We start from the raw sequence: 18,242 nt of genomic DNA, 5'->3' as shown, positions 1-18,242 counted from the left end.
CGTTTCTTTTTTTACGGGAAGCATTGCGCTTCCCGTTGTCGCATGTCAGCCGCGGACTTTCTTGATCAGGCTGCGGTTGCTGAGGATCTCCTCGATCTGCTCGAAGCGCACCGGCTTGACCATGTGGTGGTCGAATCCGGCCTCGAAGGCCAGCTGGCGGTCCTTCTCCTGGCCCCAGCCGGTCACGGCAACGAGCAGGGTGATCGAGCCGCACGGCAGCTTGCGGATGCCGCGCGCCAGGTCGTAGCCCGACATCTTGGGCAGGCCGATGTCGAGGAAGGCGTAATCCGGGCAAAAGCGCGCCGCCGCCGTCAGGGCGTCCGGGCCATTGTGCGTGATCACCACGCTGTGCCCCATCGCCGACAGCAACGCGCCGATGCTGTTGACGAAGTCGACGTTGTCGTCGGCCAGCAGGATACGGTAGCTTTCCGCGCTGATATAAGCCGCCGGCGTGCTCTTGGTCGGCATCTCCGGCTCCACCACGATCGGCAGGCGCACCGAGAATTCGCTGCCACGGCCGACGCCGCCGCTGCTTGCCTCGATCGAGCCGCCGTGCAGCTCGACCAGGCGGCGCGCCAGCGACAGCCCGACGCCCAGGCCGGCATTGGTGCGTTCCAAGGTCGAATCGACCTGGACGAACATCTCGAACACGTTGTCGAGCATCTCCGGCGCGATGCCGATGCCATTATCGGACACGCACACCGTCAGGATCTTGTCCTCGACCCGCGCAGTCAGGCTGACCCGCCCGCCCCGGTTGGTATATTTGGCCGCGTTGTTGAGCAGGTTCGACAGGATCTGCGCCAGCCGCGTCGCATCGCCATGCAAGAACACCGGCCGGTCCGGCAGGTCGATCACCAGTTCATGGCCGTGCAGCTCGATGTACGAGCGCACCACTTCGAGCGCGTCGTTGACGACCGCCTTCAGCTCGACCCGGCCCATCTTGATGGCGAACTTGCCGGTATTGATGCGCGACACGTCAAGCAAGTCGTCGACCAGCCTGACCATCTGGCGCAACTGGCGTTCCATGATGTCGGTGGCGCGCTGGGTGGCCTGGGCATCGCCGCTGCGGATCCGCAGGATGTCGAGGCCGGTGCGGATCGGCGCCAGCGGATTGCGCAGCTCGTGCGCCAGGGTTGCCAGGAACTCGTCCTTGCGGCGGTCGGCCTGCAGCAGCGCCTCTTCGGCGCGGTGGCGCACCTGCATCTCGTGTTCGAGCGTCAGGTTGGCTTCCTGCAGCGCATGCGAGCGGCGGCCGATCTCGGCCAGCATGTCGTTGAAGGCGGCCACCAGCACGCCGATCTCGCCGCTCTGGTGATCCGGCACGCGCAGGCTGAAGTCGCGCTTTTGCATCACTTCACGCGCGACATCGGTGACCGATTGCAGCGGCGTCGTGATGCTCTTTTGCAGGCGCGAGGCGACCAGCGCGGCAATGGCCAGCGCCGCCAGCATCACGGCGCCGAGGATCATGCCGTAATCGACCATGCGGTCGACCAGCGCATAGCGGGCGCGCAGGTACACAGTGCCGAGCAGCTCGCCGTTTTCAATCACATTGTGATACACGACCAGCTCGTCGCGCTCGATGGTGTAGCCGGGCTTGCCTGGAGTGGCCGGATAATCGGGCGCGCGCGACGCCTTGGTGTAGGCCGCGAAGCGGGTCCCTGCGGCGGTGTAGATGGCGCCCGACAAGATCTGCGGGCGCACCTTCAGCACCGCCAGGTTGTTCCGCGCGGTACTACTGTCGTTGAACGCCAGCGCCGGTGCGCTGACGCTGGCCATGATTTCGGCCTGGGTCATCAGGTCATCGACCCAGTATTGCTGGAACGTCCGCAGGTCGTAGAGCAGCATCGCGATCGATGCCGACAGCAGCGCCACCAGCGTGGTCGACACTGCCATGATAATGAGCTTGCTACGGACGGAGCCGGTATCGTGTTGCATCACGGTGCTCCCTTGTGCACGAGGTTCGCCACCGTCAGCAGGCGCGAACTGAGTTTGATTTTATTTTTGTCGGCCGCCTCCAGCGACACGTCGAAGCGCACACGCTCCGCGACAATCCGGAAATTGATCACACTGCCGTGCTGCAAGCCGTTGGCGGCCTCGGTCACGATCAGCAATGGCGCCGCGGGACGCGCGATGCGCGCCAGCCGCGCGGCGTCGCTGCCGCCGACGAACAGCAGATGCAGGCCGTCGGCCGCTTCATCCTCACGCAAGGCGCGCACCACCACCGGGCGCCGGTTGACGGTGCGCCCAGCAACGAGTTGGGCCAGGTCGCGCGCCATCGCGTCGTCGGCCGCCACCCCGATCACCATCGGCGCCGCCGGGTCGGCAAACGCGGTCGGTGGAAACTCGGCAAACATCAAGAACTTGTACAAGAATGCCGCCTTGACCTTGCGTTCCATATCCTGCGCGGCGCTGTCGGCGCGCACCGGCACGACAACAAATGTACAGGCGGCAAGCGCCATCGCGCCCGCCAGCAGGCTGCGGCGCGACGGCAATACGGCCGGTCGGCGCGACACCGGCATTCAGGCGTGCACCGGCGGCGCGGCGGACACCCGGGCCAGCCCGCCAGGCAGGCCCGTCGCCCTAAGCGGATTTGGCAGTGTGATCGGTTGATTATTGCTCATGCTTGCTATCGTAGAACATTTTCAGGCCAGCACAAAGCAGTGCATGAGTAAGCAAACAGCTGGGAACGTCGTATTTTGGGTGTTGACAAAGCCTGGCAACCAGCGCCAATCATGCCAAAACGTCAATCAACACCGAATTCGGCAGCGGCCTTGGCCGCCCACAGCGCTTCGTTGTAGCTGCCGTATGGCCGGTCGTAGCTGTCGACGGCGCCGTCCTTGGCAACGAAACTGGTCCACCAGCCGTCGGGCGCCGCGGTAATCGCGATGTCGCCCGGCTTGCAATGGCCGCCGATGGTCTCGCCGCTGTCGAGCACGACAATGTTAACGTTCCTGTGGCGTACAACTGTCGGCATCGCGCCTCCCGGTATCAAGCTATCAAGTATACAGATTTCAAATAACCAGTATCACCAATTATGACTAGCATTTCTTGTTGCCGTGCGGCATTATGCACATGTCTCCTCTATTCTCCTCCAAGAATAGATTCAGCCCGCTCCTTGTAGCGGGCTTTTTTTTGCGATGCACCGTTAACCGTGGAAACCGGCGCGCCCCCCCACGTCGTGCCCGCGCAGGCGGGCACCCATACCAGGGATGCTGTAAGCGCGATGCCCTGATTCGCTACCCGGCTTCCGTATGGATTCCCGCCTGCGCGGGAACGACGGAGTCGATTCCACACTTAACAGTGCCCTCGCCTTTTTTTTCGCATTTACGCAGCGCCATGTTGAAAGCGGCGCGGCCACCGCCACGTCGTGCCCGCGCAGGCGGGCACCCATACCAGGGATGCTGTAACCGCGACACCCCTGATCCGCTACCCGGCTTCTGTATGGATTCCCGCCTGCGCGGGAACGACGGAGTCGATTCCACACTTAACGGTGACATCGCCTTTTCTCGCATCTACACAGCGCCATGCTGAAAGCAGTGTAGCCACCTCCACGTCGTGCTCGCGCAGGCGGGCACCCATACCAGGCATGCTGTAAGCGCGAGACCCTGATCCGCTACCCGGCTTGGACGGAGTCGATTCCACACTTAAAGGTGGCATCGCCTTTTCTCGCATTACTCAGTGCCATGTTGAAAGCGGCGCAGCCACCGCCACGTCGTGTCCGCGCAGGCGGGCACCCATACCAGGATGCTGTAACCGCGATGCCCTGATTCGCTACCCGGCTTCCGTATGGATTCCCGCCTGCGCGGGAAGGACGGAGTCGATTCCACAATTAAAACGGTGCCCGCGCAGGCGGGCACCCATACCAGGGATGAGGAACGGAGTGAATTCCACAACGTAACGGTGACATCGCCTTTTTTCGCCATTCATACCGCGCTGCCGCGCACGAAAATGGCGAATCGACAAGATGCCGGGTGTTTGGTGTACGATTCGGACCTTGATCCTCTCACTATAATCACACCAACATGAGACAGGCTTCACCTGCCGAACTGGCGACGCTTACGCCCGCTTCGTATGACTGGCAAGCGAGCGCGCTTGGCGCGCGGGCCGGCTGGCCCCATTCGCTCAAGCTGAGCGTCGATTTCCTGATGAACACGCCGCTGCCGATGCTGCTGGCCTGGGGCGCAACCCCGGTGGTGATCATCAACGAGGCCTATGCCGCCCTCGCCGGGCAAGCCGCTCCGCTAGCGACCGGCAACACGCCGCTGCTGGCCGCCTGCGCCGACGCCATGGCGCGCGCGCGCCGGGGCGAAACCATCCGGCTTGCCGGGCAAGTCATCAGTTTCACGTCGGCACCAGGGTCGCAGCAGCTGGCCTGCGATATCCACCTGACCCCGGTCCACGACGAGCAAGACCAGGTTGCCGGGGTGCTGGCCGCGGTGGCCGGCTGCGGCGTGCCGGAAGCGGCGGCGCCTGGCGCGCCGGGCGGCCTGCGCGTCCTGGTGGTCGAAGACAACCTCGACTCGCAATACCTGGTGTGCGAAATGCTCAAGGCCTTCGGCCACCATGCCGACGGCGTCGGCGATGCGGAAGCGGCGCTCGGCATGCTGGGAGCGGCCGGCTACGACGTGCTGTTCTCCGACGTCAGCCTGCCGGGCATGTCCGGCGTCGAGCTGGCGCGCCAGGGGCTGGTGATGCAGCCCTCGATGCAGGTGATCTTCGCCTCGGGCTACGGCGACAGCTTGCTGCGCCACCTGCCCTTCCCCTTTATGTCGCTACAGAAACCTTACGAGATGGAGCAACTGCAGGGAACGCTCGACGCGCTGGCGCGCCAACTGGGCCGATAAGTGCGGCCGGCCAAGTGTGTGGGGCAAACAGCCTGCGCTGCGCTAGAATCGGTGTCGGTCCTGCCCCATGTACAGAGCCGGTTCATCCACGTGCATGCCACACGGCGTGACAGCCAGACCTCAGACAAATGATCATTCCGACCGAGCCTATCGGCAGCATCCCACGCCCGCCCGAGCTGGTGGCAGCGCTTGGCGCCGACCACCCGGACGACGCCCAGCTCGAACGCCTGTTCGACGCCGCGGTGCAAGATACCGTGCGGCGCTTCGAGGCCACCGGCTCGCCGGTGATCACCGACGGCGAACAGCGCAAGGTCCACAATTTCTGGACCTATTCCGTGCATGGCGCCGACAACATTTCGCCCGACGGCTTCCAGATCCCGTTCGCCGGCGGCCACACGCGCCGCATGCCGCGCCTGGCCAGGGCGCCGTTCCGCTACCAGCGCCATGCCGACGGCTACCTGGCGCAGGCGCAGCGCTACGCCAGCGTGCCGCTCAAGCAAGCCATCATCTCGCCGTCGGCGCTGTCGCTGATGTATCCATCCGAAGGCTTGCCGGGCTACTCGCGCGACCAGTTCCTGGCCGACCTGCTCGATGAACACGAAACAGAAATTCGCCGCTGCCTCGCGGCCGGCGCCTACAAGGTGCAGGTCGATTTCACCGAAGGGCGGCTGGCGGTCAAGCTCGATCCGAGCGGCGGCCTGCTGACCAGCTTTATTGAGCTCAACAATATGGCGCTGGGCCGCTTCAGCGATGCCGAGCGCGCGCGCATCGGCGTGCACACCTGCCCCGGCGCCGACCACGATTCGACCCACAGCGAGGAAATCGATTACGCCGACCTGCTGCCAAGCCTGTTCCAGCTGAAAGCCGGCAGCTTCTATGTGGCGCTGGCACGCGAGCCCGACCCGGTACGCGTGCTCAAGGTCATCCGCCAGAACATCAAGCCGGGCCAGCGGGTCTTTGTCGGCGTTACCTCGCCGATCGACCCGGCCATTGAAACGTCCGAGCTGGTGCGCGACCGCGTGCTGCTGGCGGCCGAATACATTCCGCTCGACCAGCTCGGCACCACCGACGACTGCGGTTTCGCGCCGTTCTGCGACGACCTGTCGACCTCGCGCGACACTGCCTTCGCCAAGATCCGCGCGCGCGTCGAGGGCACCGCGCTGGCCGCGGCCATTCTGGGAGGATCGCGGTGAGCGCAAGCGGCGACGACGAACTTGAACAAATGCGTTCGGTTGCGATGCAGAACGCCAGCCGCGTGCTGCACGCGCGCCAGCGCGCCGAGCAAGAGCTGATCGAAGCCAAGGGCGCGCTGCGCGCCGCCAATGAGCGCATGGAGCGCATGCTCGAAAGCCTCACCGACGGCTTTTGCGCGGTCGGGCGCGACTGGCGCATCAACTACATCAACGCGCGCGCGCTGCAACTGCTGGCGCCGCTCGACAAGACCCGCGAAAACCTGGTCGGCCGCATCATCTGGGAAGCGCTGCCGGACCTGCAAGGGACCGCACTCGACAAGCAATGCCGGCGCGCCATGGCCACCCACCGCACCCAGGCGTTCGAATACTATTACCCGCAATTGCGCACCTGGTTCGACCTGCGCGCCTATCCGTCGCCGGACGGCTTGACCGTCTACTTCCAGGACATCACCCGCCGCAAGGCCGATGAACAGGCGCTCAAGGACGGCAACAGCCGCCTGCAGGTGGCGCTGGCGGCCGGACGCCTGGGCGACTGGCGCTGGAATCCCGGCGCCAACACCGTCACCTTCGGCCAGCGCGCCGCCGACATCTTTTCGCTGCCGGCCGAAATCCCGCTGTACCTGCGCCAGGTGCTCGAGCGCGTGCACGAAGACGACCGGCGCCGCACCAGCACCGCGCTGTTCGCCGCGTTCTCGCACAAGCGCGACCTCGACATCGAGTTCCGCATCGGCAGCGGGCCGGACCAGCGCTGGATCGCCGCCGTCGGCCGGGTCGACCACGACAAGGTCAATGGCGTGCTCGACATGGTCGGGGTGGTGCACGACATCAGCACCCGCAAGAGCGCCGAGGACGCGCTGCGCCAGAGCGAGGAAATGATGCGCGCGCTGGCCAATTCGATTCCGCAGCTGGCGTGGATGGCCGAGCCGGCCGGCAACCTGGTGTGGTTCAACGAGCGCTGGTACCAGTACACCGGCACCAGCCCCGAGCAGATGGTCGGCTGGGGCTGGAAATCGGTGCACGACCCGGAAGTGCTGCCGCAGGTGCTGCAGCGCTGGAACGAATCGATCAGCACCGGCAAGCCGTTCGACATGGAATTCCCGATCCGCGGCGCCGATGGCGAGTACCGCTGGTTCCTGACCCGCGTCAACGCGGTGCGCGATCGCAACGGCAAGATCGTCAGCTGGTTCGGCACCAATACCGATGTCGACCAGGTAAAGCGGGTCGAACAAGCGCTGCGCGAGGAATCGAACGTGCTTGAACTGCTCAACAGCACTGGCGCGGCGCTGGCCACGCAGCGCGACCTGCGTTCGCTGCTGCAGACTGTCACCGACGCCGCCACCGGCGTGAGCGGCGCGCGCTTCGGCGCCTTCTTCTATCACGGCAAGGATGCCGAAGGCGACCTGTTCACCCTGTACACGCTGTCCGGCGCCGCGCCCGACGAGTTCGAACGGGTCGGCTATCCGCGCGCCACGCCGCTGTTCGGGCCCAGCCTGCGCGGCGACGGCGTGGTGCGCTCCGACGACATCACGCGCGACCCGCTGTACGGCGCCAACAGCCCGCACTTCGGCGTGCCCGACGGCCACCCGCCGGTGCGCAGCTACCTGGCCGTGCCGGTCATCTCGCGCAGCGGCGAAGTGCTGGGCAGCCTGTTCTTCGGCCACCCGGAAGCGGGCATCTTCACCGAACGCACCGAGCGCATCGTCGGCGGCATCGCGGCCCAGGCCGCGGTGGCGATCGACAACACCCGCCTATACGAGGCGGCCCACCACGCCGCCGAAGAGCGCAAGGTGCTGCTCGAGAGCGAACGCTCGGCGCGCGCCGAGGCCGAACGCACCAGCCAGATGAAGGATGAATTCCTGGCCACCCTGTCGCACGAACTGCGCACGCCGCTGTCGGCGATCCTGGGCTGGGCCCAGGTGCTGCGGCGCGGCTCGCGCGATCCGGCCGACCTGCAGCGCGGCTTGCAGACCATCGAACGCAACGCGCGCGCCCAGGCCCAGCTGATCGAAGACCTGCTCGACATGAGCCGCATCACCTCCGGCAAGGTGCTGCTCGACATGCAGGCGGTGCATCCGGCGCTGTTCATCGACGCCGCCATCGAGACGGTGCGCCCGGCCGCCGACGCCAAGAACATCCGCCTGGAAAAACACTACCGGCCCGACGCCGGCATCATCGCCGGCGACCCGGGCCGGCTGCAGCAGGTGATCTGGAACCTGCTGTCGAACGCCATCAAGTTCACCCCGCGCGACGGCCTGGTGCGCATCGAAGTGGCGCCGTCCGATGGCCATACCGAGATCAGCGTGGCCGACACCGGCGCCGGCATCAAGCCGGAATTCATCAGCCATGTGTTCGAGCGCTTCCGCCAGGCCGACGCCTCGACCACGCGCCGCCACGGCGGCCTCGGGCTCGGCCTGGCGATCGTCAAGCACCTGATCGAGCAGCATGGCGGCACCGTCAGCGTCGACAGCGAAGGCGAAGACCTGGGCGCCCGCTTCACCATCCGCCTGCCGACCGCCGCGGTGCAGCCGGCCCAGGCCCGCGCCGACCGCGTCGCGTTCACCCCGCTGCCGCCGCACACCCCCGAGATCCTGCTGCGCGACTTGTCCGGGGTCCATGTACTGGTGGTGGACGACGAACCTGACGCACGCGACCTGATCAAGCGTATATTGACGGATTGCAATGCAACCGTGGCGACCGCCGGCAGCGCCAGCGCCGCGCTGGCGGCCTTCCGCGAGACCCGGCCCGACGTGCTGGTGTCGGACCTCGGGATGCCGGACGTCGATGGCTTTGAATTGCTGGCCCGGGTGCGCGCGCTGGGGCCGGCCGCGGGCGGCAACCTGCCGGCGGTGGCGCTGACCGCGTTCGCCCGCTCCGAAGACCGGTTGCTGGCGCTGGACGCCGGGTTCAGGGCCCATGTCGCCAAGCCGGTCGAGCCAAGCGAGCTGATCGCCATCGTCGCGTCGATCGTGGCGCCCCGGGCTAGCTGACCCGGACGGAATACTATTCAGGCTCCTACCGCTACACGCGGCGCTGTCCTACAAGAAAGTTTATAGTGTTTGTTACACTACGTGGGCTGTGGAACATTCTGTTCCCGTAGTGCCACCGCCGCCTGTTTGGGGCCATTACCGAGATAACGCATGCCTAGCCGCGAAGACATTCTGAACGCCAAGATTCTGGTAGTTGACGATTCCCCAGACAATATCGAATTGATGGAAGAGATATTGCGCGAGGAGGGTTATACCTGCGTCAGCTCGACCATGCTTCCGGAACAGGTGTGCCCGCTGCATCGCCAGCACAATTACGACATCATCCTGCTCGACCTGCAGATGCCCGGGCTCAATGGCTTCCAGGTCATGAAGGGCTTGAAGGAGATCGAAAAAGGCGGTTACCTGCCGGTGCTCGCCCTGACCGCCCAGCCGAGTTTCAAGATCGCCGCCCTCGAAGCGGGCGCGCGCGACTTCATCAGCAAGCCGTTCGACCTGCTCGAAGTTCACAAGCGCATCCACAACATGCTGGAAGTGCGCCTGCTATATAAAGAGCTGGCCCAATACAGCAAGACCCAGCAGGAATTGGCGCTGCACGACGCGCTGACCGGGCTGCCCAACCGCCGCCTGCTTGAAGACCGCATCGAAACCACCCTCCAGCATGCCAGCCGCAACCATCACAAGGCGGCCATCATGTACCTGGACCTGGATGGCTTCAAGGCCATCAACGATACCTACGGCCATGCCTATGGCGACGAAGTGCTCAAGATCGTGGCCCAGCGCCTGCTTGCCACCTCGCGCAAGGAAGACACCGTTGCCCGCCTCGGCGGCGATGAATTCATGGTGGTGCTCGGCGAAGTCAACAGCCTGGCCGACGCCCAGGGGCCGGCCGCCAAGCTGGTCGAAGCGGTCTCCGAGCCATTCTTCATCAACGACCTGACCCTGCGCCTGTCGACCAGTATCGGCATCAGCATCTATCCGGACGACGCCGAATCGGTCGAGTCCCTGATCAGCATCGCAGATTACGCGCTGTACGAAGCCAAGCGCGGCGGCAAGAACCGCTTCTGCGCCACCTCCGCCTCCCCTGCCCAGATGGTGCCGCCCCCAAAGCTTGAGCTGGTTCCGCGCAGCCGCTGAGGCCGGAACGTCAGGCACGCCGCCACAGCGCGGCGCAAGCCCTTCAGCACATGTGGCGCAATGGCGAATGCAGCGCCGGCACGTGCGCGCCGCCAGGCGCCAACTCCACTAAGAAATCCTTTTGCTGATGTCCGGCCCGCGGCGCCCGCGCTTTGCGCCTTGCCGCGGACGTAAAAAAGGCTGCCTCTGGCAGCCTTTCCGCCGTTTCGGCGCGGCTTAACGGCCCTTGCTGGCCGCTGCCTTGCGTGTATGTTCTTCTACCTCGCCGGCGGCCTGGTGGTCGATGTGGGCATCGACTTTCTCGGGCGCGACTTCAATGCGCGTGATGCCGGCGTCGACCGAGATTGGATCGCTGGCCGGGAAGGTCATTTCGACGGCGTCGTCGAGCAGGCTTTCCTTGGCGAGCTGTTCTTCGGTATCGCACTCCTCGTCGGCGAGCGTGCGGATCGCGCTGGCCCACTTGACGAATTTGAGGTCAGCCAGCTGGCCGATGGTGGTGATGCCAAAGGCCTGGTTCAGGGCTTTGGCGTCCTTGACCGAGACGCCGGCGAGCGCTTCGACCGGTGCATTGCACAGGTCGCGGAAATTGAGGCTGCAGAATTTTTTGTCAATCAGCTTATCGATGTTCATGTCTGTCCTTTCGAGGTTAGTTCCGTTATTTCATCTGCACTGCTAGCCCGCAGGCCCTCGACAACGGTCCATCCCAATATCGCATAATGCTCCACGAAAGTATGTGCGGCAGCGTACCGTAGACCAGTGCCCCACCCCGCGCACGGATGCTTTTGACACATGGTTGCACCATTGTTATGATGTTTCCCCACAACACCAACCGTGCTGGCGGATAAGGCCTGGCGTGATGTGTGAAGAACGGCTGGCACTGTCTGCTATCCTGATGTACGGATATATTGATTAACCGTAACCCAACCAATCGCAGCAGGAATGACGTGCCCAAAATAGAAAAATCCAAGATTCTGGTCGTCAACGACGATGCGGCCAGTCTTCTTGCACTGACAAGCTTGCTTGATCAATGGGCGGAAGAATCGAATTATGAAGTGCTAGGCGCCCGCTCCGGGCAGGACGCCTTGCGCCAGGTGCTGCTGCATGACTTCGCGGTGATCCTGCTAGATGTCAACATGCCCGGCATGGACGGCTTCGAGACGGCCGAGGCGATCCACCAGCGCGCGCGCTCGGCCGACATCCCGATCATCTTCGTCACGGCGTTCCTGGCCGACGAAATCGACCGCCTGAAGGCCTACCAGCGCGGCGCGGCCGACTTCATGTTCACCCCGGTGATCCCGCAGATCCTGCGCGCCAAGGTACAGGTGTTCGTGACCCTCGCCACCAAGAACGAAGAGCTGCGCCAGCAGGCCAACAAGCTGTCGCAGCGCACCACCGAACTGACCGCCACCAACAAGCGCCTGACGCGCGAGATCGAGGAACGCCAGGCGGCCGAGCGCAAGAGCCACGCCAAGGATGAATTCCTGGCGATGCTGGGCCATGAACTGCGCAACCCGCTGTCGGCCATCAGCAGCGCCGCTTCGCTGATCGGCATGGCCGGCGCCGGCGCCGACACGGTGGTGCGCGCGCGCACCATCATCCAGCGCCAGAGCCAGCATTTGTCGCGCATCGTCGACGACCTGCTCGACCTGTCGCGCGCGATGTCCGGCAAAATCCTGCTGTCGCGCCAGGCGACCGACGTGTCGGCACTGGTCGGCGCCTGCCTCGACACCTTCCGCGCCACTGGCCGCACCGGCAATTATTCGCTCAATGTCGACCTGGCGCCGGGCTGGGTCGATGGCGACCCGACCCGTCTCGAACAGATCGCCAGCAACCTGATCGACAACGCCCTCAAGTACACCCCGGCGGGCGGCACCATCGACATCAACATCGCGGAAGACGGCGATTTCGTCGTGCTTACCGTCACCGATTCGGGCGTCGGCATTGCGCCGGAACTGCTGCCGCACGTGTTCGATGTGTTCGTCCAGGGCGCCATCACGATCGACCGCGCCCAGGGCGGGCTCGGGATCGGCCTGGCGCTGGTGCGCCGCCTGGTTGAATTGCATGGCGGCAGCGTCAGCGCGCGCAGCGATGGCGCCTCGGCCGGCAGCACCTTTGAGATCCGCCTGCCGCGCGCGGTCCCGGTACAGGCGGCCCCGGACCAGTCCGACACTGGCGTGGCTGCGGGCAAGGCGAGCGTGCTGCTGATTGAAGACAATGACGATGGCCGCGAAATGATGGCCACCATGCTCGACGCCTATGGCTACGCGGTCCGCTACGCCGCCGATGGCGTCGAGGGCGTGGAAATGGCGTTCGCCAATGCCCCGGACGTTGCCTTGGTCGACATCGGCCTGCCCGGCATCGATGGTTACGAAGTGGCGCGCCGCTTGCGCAAGGATCCGGCCACGCGCAGCGTGAAACTGATCGCCCTGACCGGCTACGGCCTCGAGGAAGACCAGCGCCGCGTGCTCGAAGCCGGTTTCGACTTGCACCTGGTCAAGCCCGTGGGCATCGAGCAATTGCTGGCGGCAATCGGCAGCTGCGAGGTGCAGACGGCCAGCGCCAAATAGCCGACGACGCAGCTTGCGCCGCCCCGGTGCAAGCTGCTGTATGATTTTTGACATTATCACAGGGCGACCGATGACAGCACCGTCAAGACAACGCGCAGGCAGCCATGCCGCTCATTCGCTGGCCGAGCCGGACCTGGCCGGACGCAACGCCGACCTGGTCGAGCTGCTGGGCCACCTGACCACGTGCTGGGATGACGAACGCCGCCTGCTGGCGCGCAAGCTGCACGACAACCTTGGCTCGTCGATGACCGCGCTGACAATGCACCTGGCGCTGCTGGCCCAGCAGATGCCGGCCGAAAAGAACCTGCAAGACCGCGCCGCCCAGATGAAGCAGCTGCTGGCCAACATCATCAACACCAACCGCGACATGCAGCTGGCCCTGTGGAACGACAAGCTCGAATTCCTCGGCATCAAGGCGGCGCTGCGCGAACTGGTGACCGAATTCAATGCCGCGCACAATATCCTCGCACGCATCAGCCTGCCCGACGAAGACCCGACCTACACCCGCGAACAGGGCGTGGCCCTGCTGCGCTGTGTCGAGGAAGGCCTGCGCAATGTCGCGGCCCACGCGAACGCGACCGAAGTCGAGGTGATTCTGGACGATAACGACGAGGAAGTGATGCTGACGGTGCGCGACAACGGCATCGGTCCGGGCGCGGCCTTCATGGCAGAACCGGGCAATTGCCACGGCCTGCGCCTGCTGCGCGAGCGCGCCGCCTGGCTTGGCGGCGCGCTGCGCCTGGCGCCGGCCGAACGCAGCGGCGCCGCGCTGACGGTGATCCTGCCGAAGCAGGTCAGCGCCCTTAGTGGAGCTTGACCAGCGGCGTGGTCCGCCGTATCAGGAAGCGCGCCAGCGCCAGCACGCCAGTACGCACCGAACCGAGCACGGCCCGGTGATGCATCAGGTGCAGGCTGACATACATCGTGCGGGCGAAGAAGCCCTCGACAAACCAGCTCAAGCCCTTTAGCGATCCCATCAGGCTGCCGACCGTGGTGGTCTGGCCGAACGACACCAGCGAACCATAATCGCGGTAGCGGTAAGGCTTGCCTGCCGGCTCCTTGCCGTTGGCCGCGCGCACGAAGAGGTCGAGCAGATAATCGGCCTGCTGGTGGGCCGCCTGGGCGCGCGGCGGCACCGGCTTACCCTCGCCGTCGACGCAGGCGGCGCAATCGCCCATCGCATACACATCGGGCACGCCGCGCACGCGCAGGCAATCGTCGACCTCGATCTGGCCGCCCTTATTGACCGGCAATCCGAGGGTCGACAGGAATTCCGGCGCGCGGATGCCGGCCGCCCAGACGCACAGGTCGGCCGGGTAGGTATGGCCCTGGAGGTCGGTGACCTGGGCCGAATCGATCGCGGTGACCCGGCAGCCGGTCACGACGGTGATGCCGCGTTCGCCGAGCAGCCGCAGCGCTGCCGCCGAGACCCGCTCGGGCAGCGGCGCCAGGATCCGCGGCGCGCCTTCCAGCAAGGTGATGCGCACGTCGCGCGCCGGCTGCAGGTGCTGGAATCCGTACGACGCGTACACCCAGCTGGCCTCGCGCAATTCGGCCGCCAGTTCGACGCCGGTGGCGCCGCCGCCGATGATGACGACATCGAGCCCGCCGGGACGGTCGCCTTCGGCCTTCTGGTTTTCGGTGACGGCGAGCAGCCTGAGCAGCGTCAGTCGGAAGCGCTCGGCATCCTCGGTGGCGTTCAGGGAGATCGTATGTTCTTTGGCGCCGGGCACGCCGAAATAGTTGGAGACGCTGCCCACGGCCACCACCAGCTGGGTGTAGCCGACTTCGCGCTCTGGCAACACCAGTTCGCCGGCCTGGGTGGCGATCGGGCCGACCTTGATTGATTTGTGCGCCGTGTCAAGGCCGGTCATGGCCCCATACAGGAAGGTGAATCCATTATCGTGCGCCAACATCTGGTACGACAGGCCTTCCTGGTGCACGTCGAGCGTGCCGGCCGCCACCTCATGCAGCGATGGCTTCCAGATATGATACAGGCGGCTGTCGACCAGCATCACCTTGGCCGGGCCCAGCTTGCGCCCCAGCTTGCAGGCGAGCTCCAGCCCACCAGCCCCACCGCCGACAATCACGATTTCGCCGCGCAATCTGCTTCTCCTGGTTGTAAATTTAACACCAGTCTAGCATGCGCTGCGGTGGTCTCGCTGGACCCTTAGTGCTTGTCCTTGCCGTGGTGCTTGTCCTTGCCGTGGTGCTTGTCCTTGTGCTTGCCATTGCCACGGCCGCGGTCGTCATCGCGGTCGCGGTGGACTTCGCGGTACACGACTTTTTCACGCACGCGCGGCGCGTAGCTGTTGGTGTACCAGTCGTCGCGCACGAACAGCACTTGCTGGCCGCAGGCATCGTACTTGTGGCAATGCTTGCGCCAGTTCTTGCGGTGGCCAGGCGGCACCCGCAGGTAGACCGGCTCGGCATAGCGCACCTGGCGCTCGATGATCACCGGCTGGGTCACATAGACGCGCGGGCGCAGGTCGGGCACGCTGTTGATTCGGCCATAAAAGCCAGGGTCGCCAATGTTGATGTTGACGTCGATCTGGGCCAGCGCCGGTACGGCGGCCGCGCACAAGGTGGCGGCGATGAGCAGTTTTTTCATGATGCCTCTTCTTTCGAATTATGACCGCGCAATTGCCCGGTTCCATGCTTGAAGTTTAACAGAGGCAACATACTGTTCCGTGCGCCACCGCACCCCTGTAACAACAGTTACACCTCGGGAGATTAATCCTTGTCCCGGCCGTGGCCGCGGCCGTGGCCCTTGTCGTGGTGCTTCGGCTTGCCATGGTGCTTGGGCTTGCCATGGTGCTGGTCGTGGCGGGCATGGACGTCGCGGTAGACGACCTTCTGCACTACCACCGGCTGCGGGCGGTCGCGGTAGACCACTTTCTGGACCACGCGCTGCGGGCGGTCGCGGTAGACCACTTCGCGCACCACATGGCGCGGACGCTCGCGGTAGCCGTCGCGGTAGTCGTGGCGAACCCGCGGTGCGTAGGTGTTGCGGTACCAGTCGTCGCGCACGAACAGCACCGGCACGCCGCACGCGTCGTAGCGATGGCAGTAGCTGCCCCAGTTGTGGCGGTGGCGCGGCGGCACCCGCAGGTAGATCGGATCCTGGTAGTAGCGCACCCGCTCGATGACCACCGGGCGCCGCACATACACCGGCGGCGCCGCATAGCCGCGGTTGTCGATCATGCCGAAGAAACCGGGATCGCCGATATTGATGGAAACGTGGGTCTGCGCCACTGCCGGGACAGCCGCCGCGGCCAACAGTACAGCGCCGATGAGCATCTTTTTCATAAGTCCTCCTGGAAGGGGAAGGCGGAGTGTCCGCCAAATCGTTGAAACGATGGTAGCAGACCGATACCGCGTTTCCGCCTCGCCTTACAGGTCGGTAACAGAACTTACATATTCTTGAACAATGTCATAAACGGCTGGCTGACGGATAAAGTTTCCGGACGGGTACGCAGCTTGACGATGCCACGGCCCGACTCGTCGCGCGCCACCGATGCGATGGCTTTCAGGTTGACGATGGTCGAGCGGTGGATCTGCTTGAAAATGTTCGGGTCCAGCACGTCGAGCAATTCGCGGATCGGCTTGCGCAGCAGCGACTCGCCCTGCTGCGTCATCACCACCGTGTACTTGCTGTCCGACTGGAAATAGGCCACATCGTCGACCATGATCAGGCGCGTCTCGGCGCCCGAGCTGGCGGTCAGCCACACCAGCGGCGGCTGGCGCGACGCCGCCGGCAGCGCCTTGCCCAGCTGCTGCAGCAAGGCCGCCAGCTGGGCCGGATCGGCGCCGGCCGGGGCGCGCTGGCGCAGGCGCTCGACGGTGGCCTGCAGGCGTTCGCGCGCCACCGGCTTGAGCAGGTAATCGACGGCCCCGCGCTCGAAGGCCGAGATCGCATACTGGTCATAGGCGGTCACGAACACCACCCGGGTGTGGGGGCTGGCCTCGGCCAGCGCGCCGGCCACCTCCAGCCCGGTCAGGCCCGGCATGCGGATGTCGAGGAAGGCCAGGTCCGGCTGGTGCTCGGCGATCGCTTCGAGCGCCGCCCCGCCATCTTCGCAGGCGGCCACGATCTCCAGCTCCGGCCAGACCTCCGCCAACAAGCCGAGCAGCGATTCGCGCAGCAAGGCTTCGTCTTCGGCCACCACGCACTTAACCATGTTTCACCCCTGCGGCGGCTGGATATGGCACCGTGATGGTCGCCGCCACGCCGTGCGGGAAGTTGGCCACAATTGCAAACGAGGCGGCATTGGCATAGGCCAGGCGCAGGCGTTCGCGCACATTGCGCAAGCCGATGCCGGTGCCGCCGCCTTCGGCCGAGAAGCCGCGGCCATCGTCAGCCACCGTCACGGCCACGCCCTGCTCGGCCGCGCGCGCCAGGATCCACACGGTGCCGCCGCCCGGCTTCGGTTCGAGGCCGTGCTTGATCGCATTTTCCACCAGGGTTTGCAGCATCATGGTCGGGAACGGCACCGGCAACAGCGCATCCGGGACGTCGATCGACAGGCTCAGGCTGGGACCCATGCGGATCTTCAGGATATCGAGATAGGCACGGGCGCGGGCCAGCTCTTCGCCCAGCGTCGACGGCAGGTCCTCGGTGCGCGGCATCGACTGGCGCAGGTACATGATCAGGTTGCCCAGCATCTGGTCGGCCCGGGCCGGGTCGCTCCGCGTCAGGATCTGTGCGCTGGCCAGCGTGTTATACAGGAAGTGCGGCTCGACCTGGGCGTGCAGCAAGCTCAGCTTGGCCACCGTCAGCTCTTTCTCGGTGACGGTCTCGCGCACCGTGACCTGCTCCATGCGGCGCCGTTCGGCCACGCGGCGCGAGACGGCGCGGCTGATCGCCTCGGCGGTTTCCAGGTTGGTGCCGAAATCGACCAGGAACCAGTCGGTCCAGGCCAGGCGCTGCGGCTCGCAGATCACGGTCACGCTGCCGGCGTCGCCGTTGGGCGTGACGGTAACCAGCACCTGGTTGTTACGGGCGCGCAAGTCCCACGGATCGGTGCGTTTCAGCTTGGCGCGCACCTGGAGGCTGTCGCGCGCGCTCTCGATGTCTTCGGCGCCGGGCAGTTCGCGGATCGCCGCCTCCACCATATCGAACACCATGCCGGCCTCGAACGGCACCTCGATCTGGCGGCGCTGGCGGTTAGCCAGGTGCAACGCGTCGACGCTACCGGCGATCAGGCGCACGCGCCGCAGGTGCGAGAACGCGCTGTTAAAGACCACGAACAGCAACAGCAGTGCCAGCGTAAAGAAGAAGCCGCCCGAGCCATCGATTTCCGGCCCCATCACCTCGTTGATAAGAATGACAAGCGTGATATACGCCGCCATCCACACCAGCGCGAGACGGAAGATAAAAAGGGTACTAGTGATCATGATGGTTTCCAGGTTGTTTTAGCCTGAATACAGCTTAGCAAGACCGCCGGCGCGAGCGGGCGGCAATCCGACGAAACCCCGGCTGGGCCGACGAAAACCCCGAAACGTTCCAAAATCGGG

The 18,242-nt window shown here is 65.2% G+C and carries 15 protein-coding genes; 6 read left to right on the top strand and 9 right to left on the bottom strand.

Annotation, left to right across the window (positions count from 1 at the left end):
• Positions 1-45: 45 nt before the first annotated feature.
• The 3 genes from I4X03_RS09230 to I4X03_RS09220 all read right to left on the bottom strand — a co-directional run bounded on the left by I4X03_RS09230 (position 46) and on the right by I4X03_RS09220 (position 2,974).
• Positions 46-1,935 (bottom strand): sensor histidine kinase, YfiR-like protein-associated, encoded by a 1,890-nt coding sequence (locus I4X03_RS09230; protein WP_223467922.1) that lies wholly within the window; start codon positions 1,933-1,935, stop codon positions 46-48.
• Entirely contained in the window at positions 1,935-2,513 is a 579-nt protein-coding gene (locus tag I4X03_RS09225) for a TOL_0243 family YfiR-like periplasmic protein (protein ID WP_223467921.1), read from the bottom strand. Before I4X03_RS09225 ends, I4X03_RS09230 begins: the two co-directional genes overlap by 1 nt.
• 230 nt (positions 2,514-2,743) lie before the next feature.
• A complete protein-coding gene (locus I4X03_RS09220; protein WP_223467920.1) occupies positions 2,744-2,974 on the bottom strand; it encodes a hypothetical protein in 231 nt (76 codons plus the stop codon).
• Between the two features lie 1,048 nt (positions 2,975-4,022).
• Between I4X03_RS09220 and I4X03_RS09215 the strand changes: the two genes are divergently transcribed.
• The 4 genes from I4X03_RS09215 (at position 4,023) to I4X03_RS09200 (ending at position 10,158) form a co-directional block, all read left to right on the top strand.
• Positions 4,023-4,844 (top strand): response regulator, encoded by an 822-nt coding sequence (locus tag I4X03_RS09215; protein WP_223467919.1) that lies wholly within the window; start codon positions 4,023-4,025, stop codon positions 4,842-4,844.
• A 128-nt stretch (positions 4,845-4,972) separates the two neighbouring features.
• Complete coding sequence (locus I4X03_RS09210; protein WP_223467918.1) at positions 4,973-6,037, top strand: cobalamin-independent methionine synthase II family protein; 1,065 nt, start codon at positions 4,973-4,975, stop codon at positions 6,035-6,037.
• Positions 6,034-9,024, top strand: a complete 2,991-nt coding sequence (locus tag I4X03_RS09205; protein ID WP_223467917.1) for a hybrid sensor histidine kinase/response regulator — start codon at positions 6,034-6,036, stop codon at positions 9,022-9,024. Before I4X03_RS09210 ends, I4X03_RS09205 begins: the two co-directional genes overlap by 4 nt.
• Before the next feature lie 150 nt (positions 9,025-9,174).
• A complete protein-coding gene (locus tag I4X03_RS09200) occupies positions 9,175-10,158 on the top strand; it encodes a GGDEF domain-containing response regulator (RefSeq protein ID WP_223467916.1) in 984 nt (327 codons plus the stop codon).
• Positions 10,159-10,374: 216 nt separating this feature from the next.
• Here the strand turns inward: I4X03_RS09200 and I4X03_RS09195 are convergent, their stop codons facing one another.
• Entirely contained in the window at positions 10,375-10,788 is a 414-nt protein-coding gene (locus I4X03_RS09195; protein WP_223467915.1) for a hypothetical protein, read from the bottom strand.
• Between the two features lie 314 nt (positions 10,789-11,102).
• Here I4X03_RS09195 and I4X03_RS09190 point away from each other — a divergent pair, with 314 nt between their 5' ends.
• Both I4X03_RS09190 and I4X03_RS09185 read left to right on the top strand, forming a co-directional pair.
• Positions 11,103-12,725: a response regulator gene (locus I4X03_RS09190; RefSeq protein ID WP_223467914.1), complete on the top strand. Its 1,623-nt coding sequence runs from the start codon at positions 11,103-11,105 to the stop codon at positions 12,723-12,725.
• A gap of 70 nt (positions 12,726-12,795) precedes the next feature.
• Entirely contained in the window at positions 12,796-13,542 is a 747-nt protein-coding gene (locus I4X03_RS09185) for a sensor histidine kinase (RefSeq protein WP_223467913.1), read from the top strand.
• Here I4X03_RS09185 and I4X03_RS09180 read toward each other — a convergent pair.
• The 5 genes from I4X03_RS09180 to I4X03_RS09160 all read right to left on the bottom strand — a co-directional run bounded on the left by I4X03_RS09180 (position 13,529) and on the right by I4X03_RS09160 (position 18,122).
• Positions 13,529-14,830, bottom strand: coding sequence for an NAD(P)/FAD-dependent oxidoreductase (locus I4X03_RS09180; protein ID WP_223467912.1), 1,302 nt, complete (start codon positions 14,828-14,830; stop codon positions 13,529-13,531). The two genes, I4X03_RS09185 and I4X03_RS09180, sit on opposite strands and share 14 nt — an antisense overlap.
• Positions 14,831-14,895: 65 nt before the next feature.
• Positions 14,896-15,336 (bottom strand): hypothetical protein, encoded by a 441-nt coding sequence (locus tag I4X03_RS09175; RefSeq protein WP_223467911.1) that lies wholly within the window; start codon positions 15,334-15,336, stop codon positions 14,896-14,898.
• A 122-nt stretch (positions 15,337-15,458) separates the two neighbouring features.
• Complete coding sequence (locus I4X03_RS09170; RefSeq protein ID WP_223467910.1) at positions 15,459-16,034, bottom strand: hypothetical protein; 576 nt, start codon at positions 16,032-16,034, stop codon at positions 15,459-15,461.
• 104 nt (positions 16,035-16,138) lie between these two features.
• Complete coding sequence (locus I4X03_RS09165; protein WP_223467909.1) at positions 16,139-16,906, bottom strand: LytR/AlgR family response regulator transcription factor; 768 nt, start codon at positions 16,904-16,906, stop codon at positions 16,139-16,141.
• A complete protein-coding gene (locus tag I4X03_RS09160; RefSeq protein WP_223467908.1) occupies positions 16,899-18,122 on the bottom strand; it encodes a sensor histidine kinase in 1,224 nt (407 codons plus the stop codon). Before I4X03_RS09160 ends, I4X03_RS09165 begins: the two co-directional genes overlap by 8 nt.
• Between the last annotated feature and the right edge of the window lie 120 nt (positions 18,123-18,242).

Origin of the sequence: Massilia soli (assembly GCF_016809835.1) — a bacterium.
GTDB classification, from domain to species: Bacteria; Pseudomonadota; Gammaproteobacteria; order Burkholderiales; family Burkholderiaceae_D; genus Telluria_A; species Telluria_A soli.
Note: the sequence above shows the minus strand (reverse complement) of the source record. Positions and strands in the feature narration are given on the sequence as shown.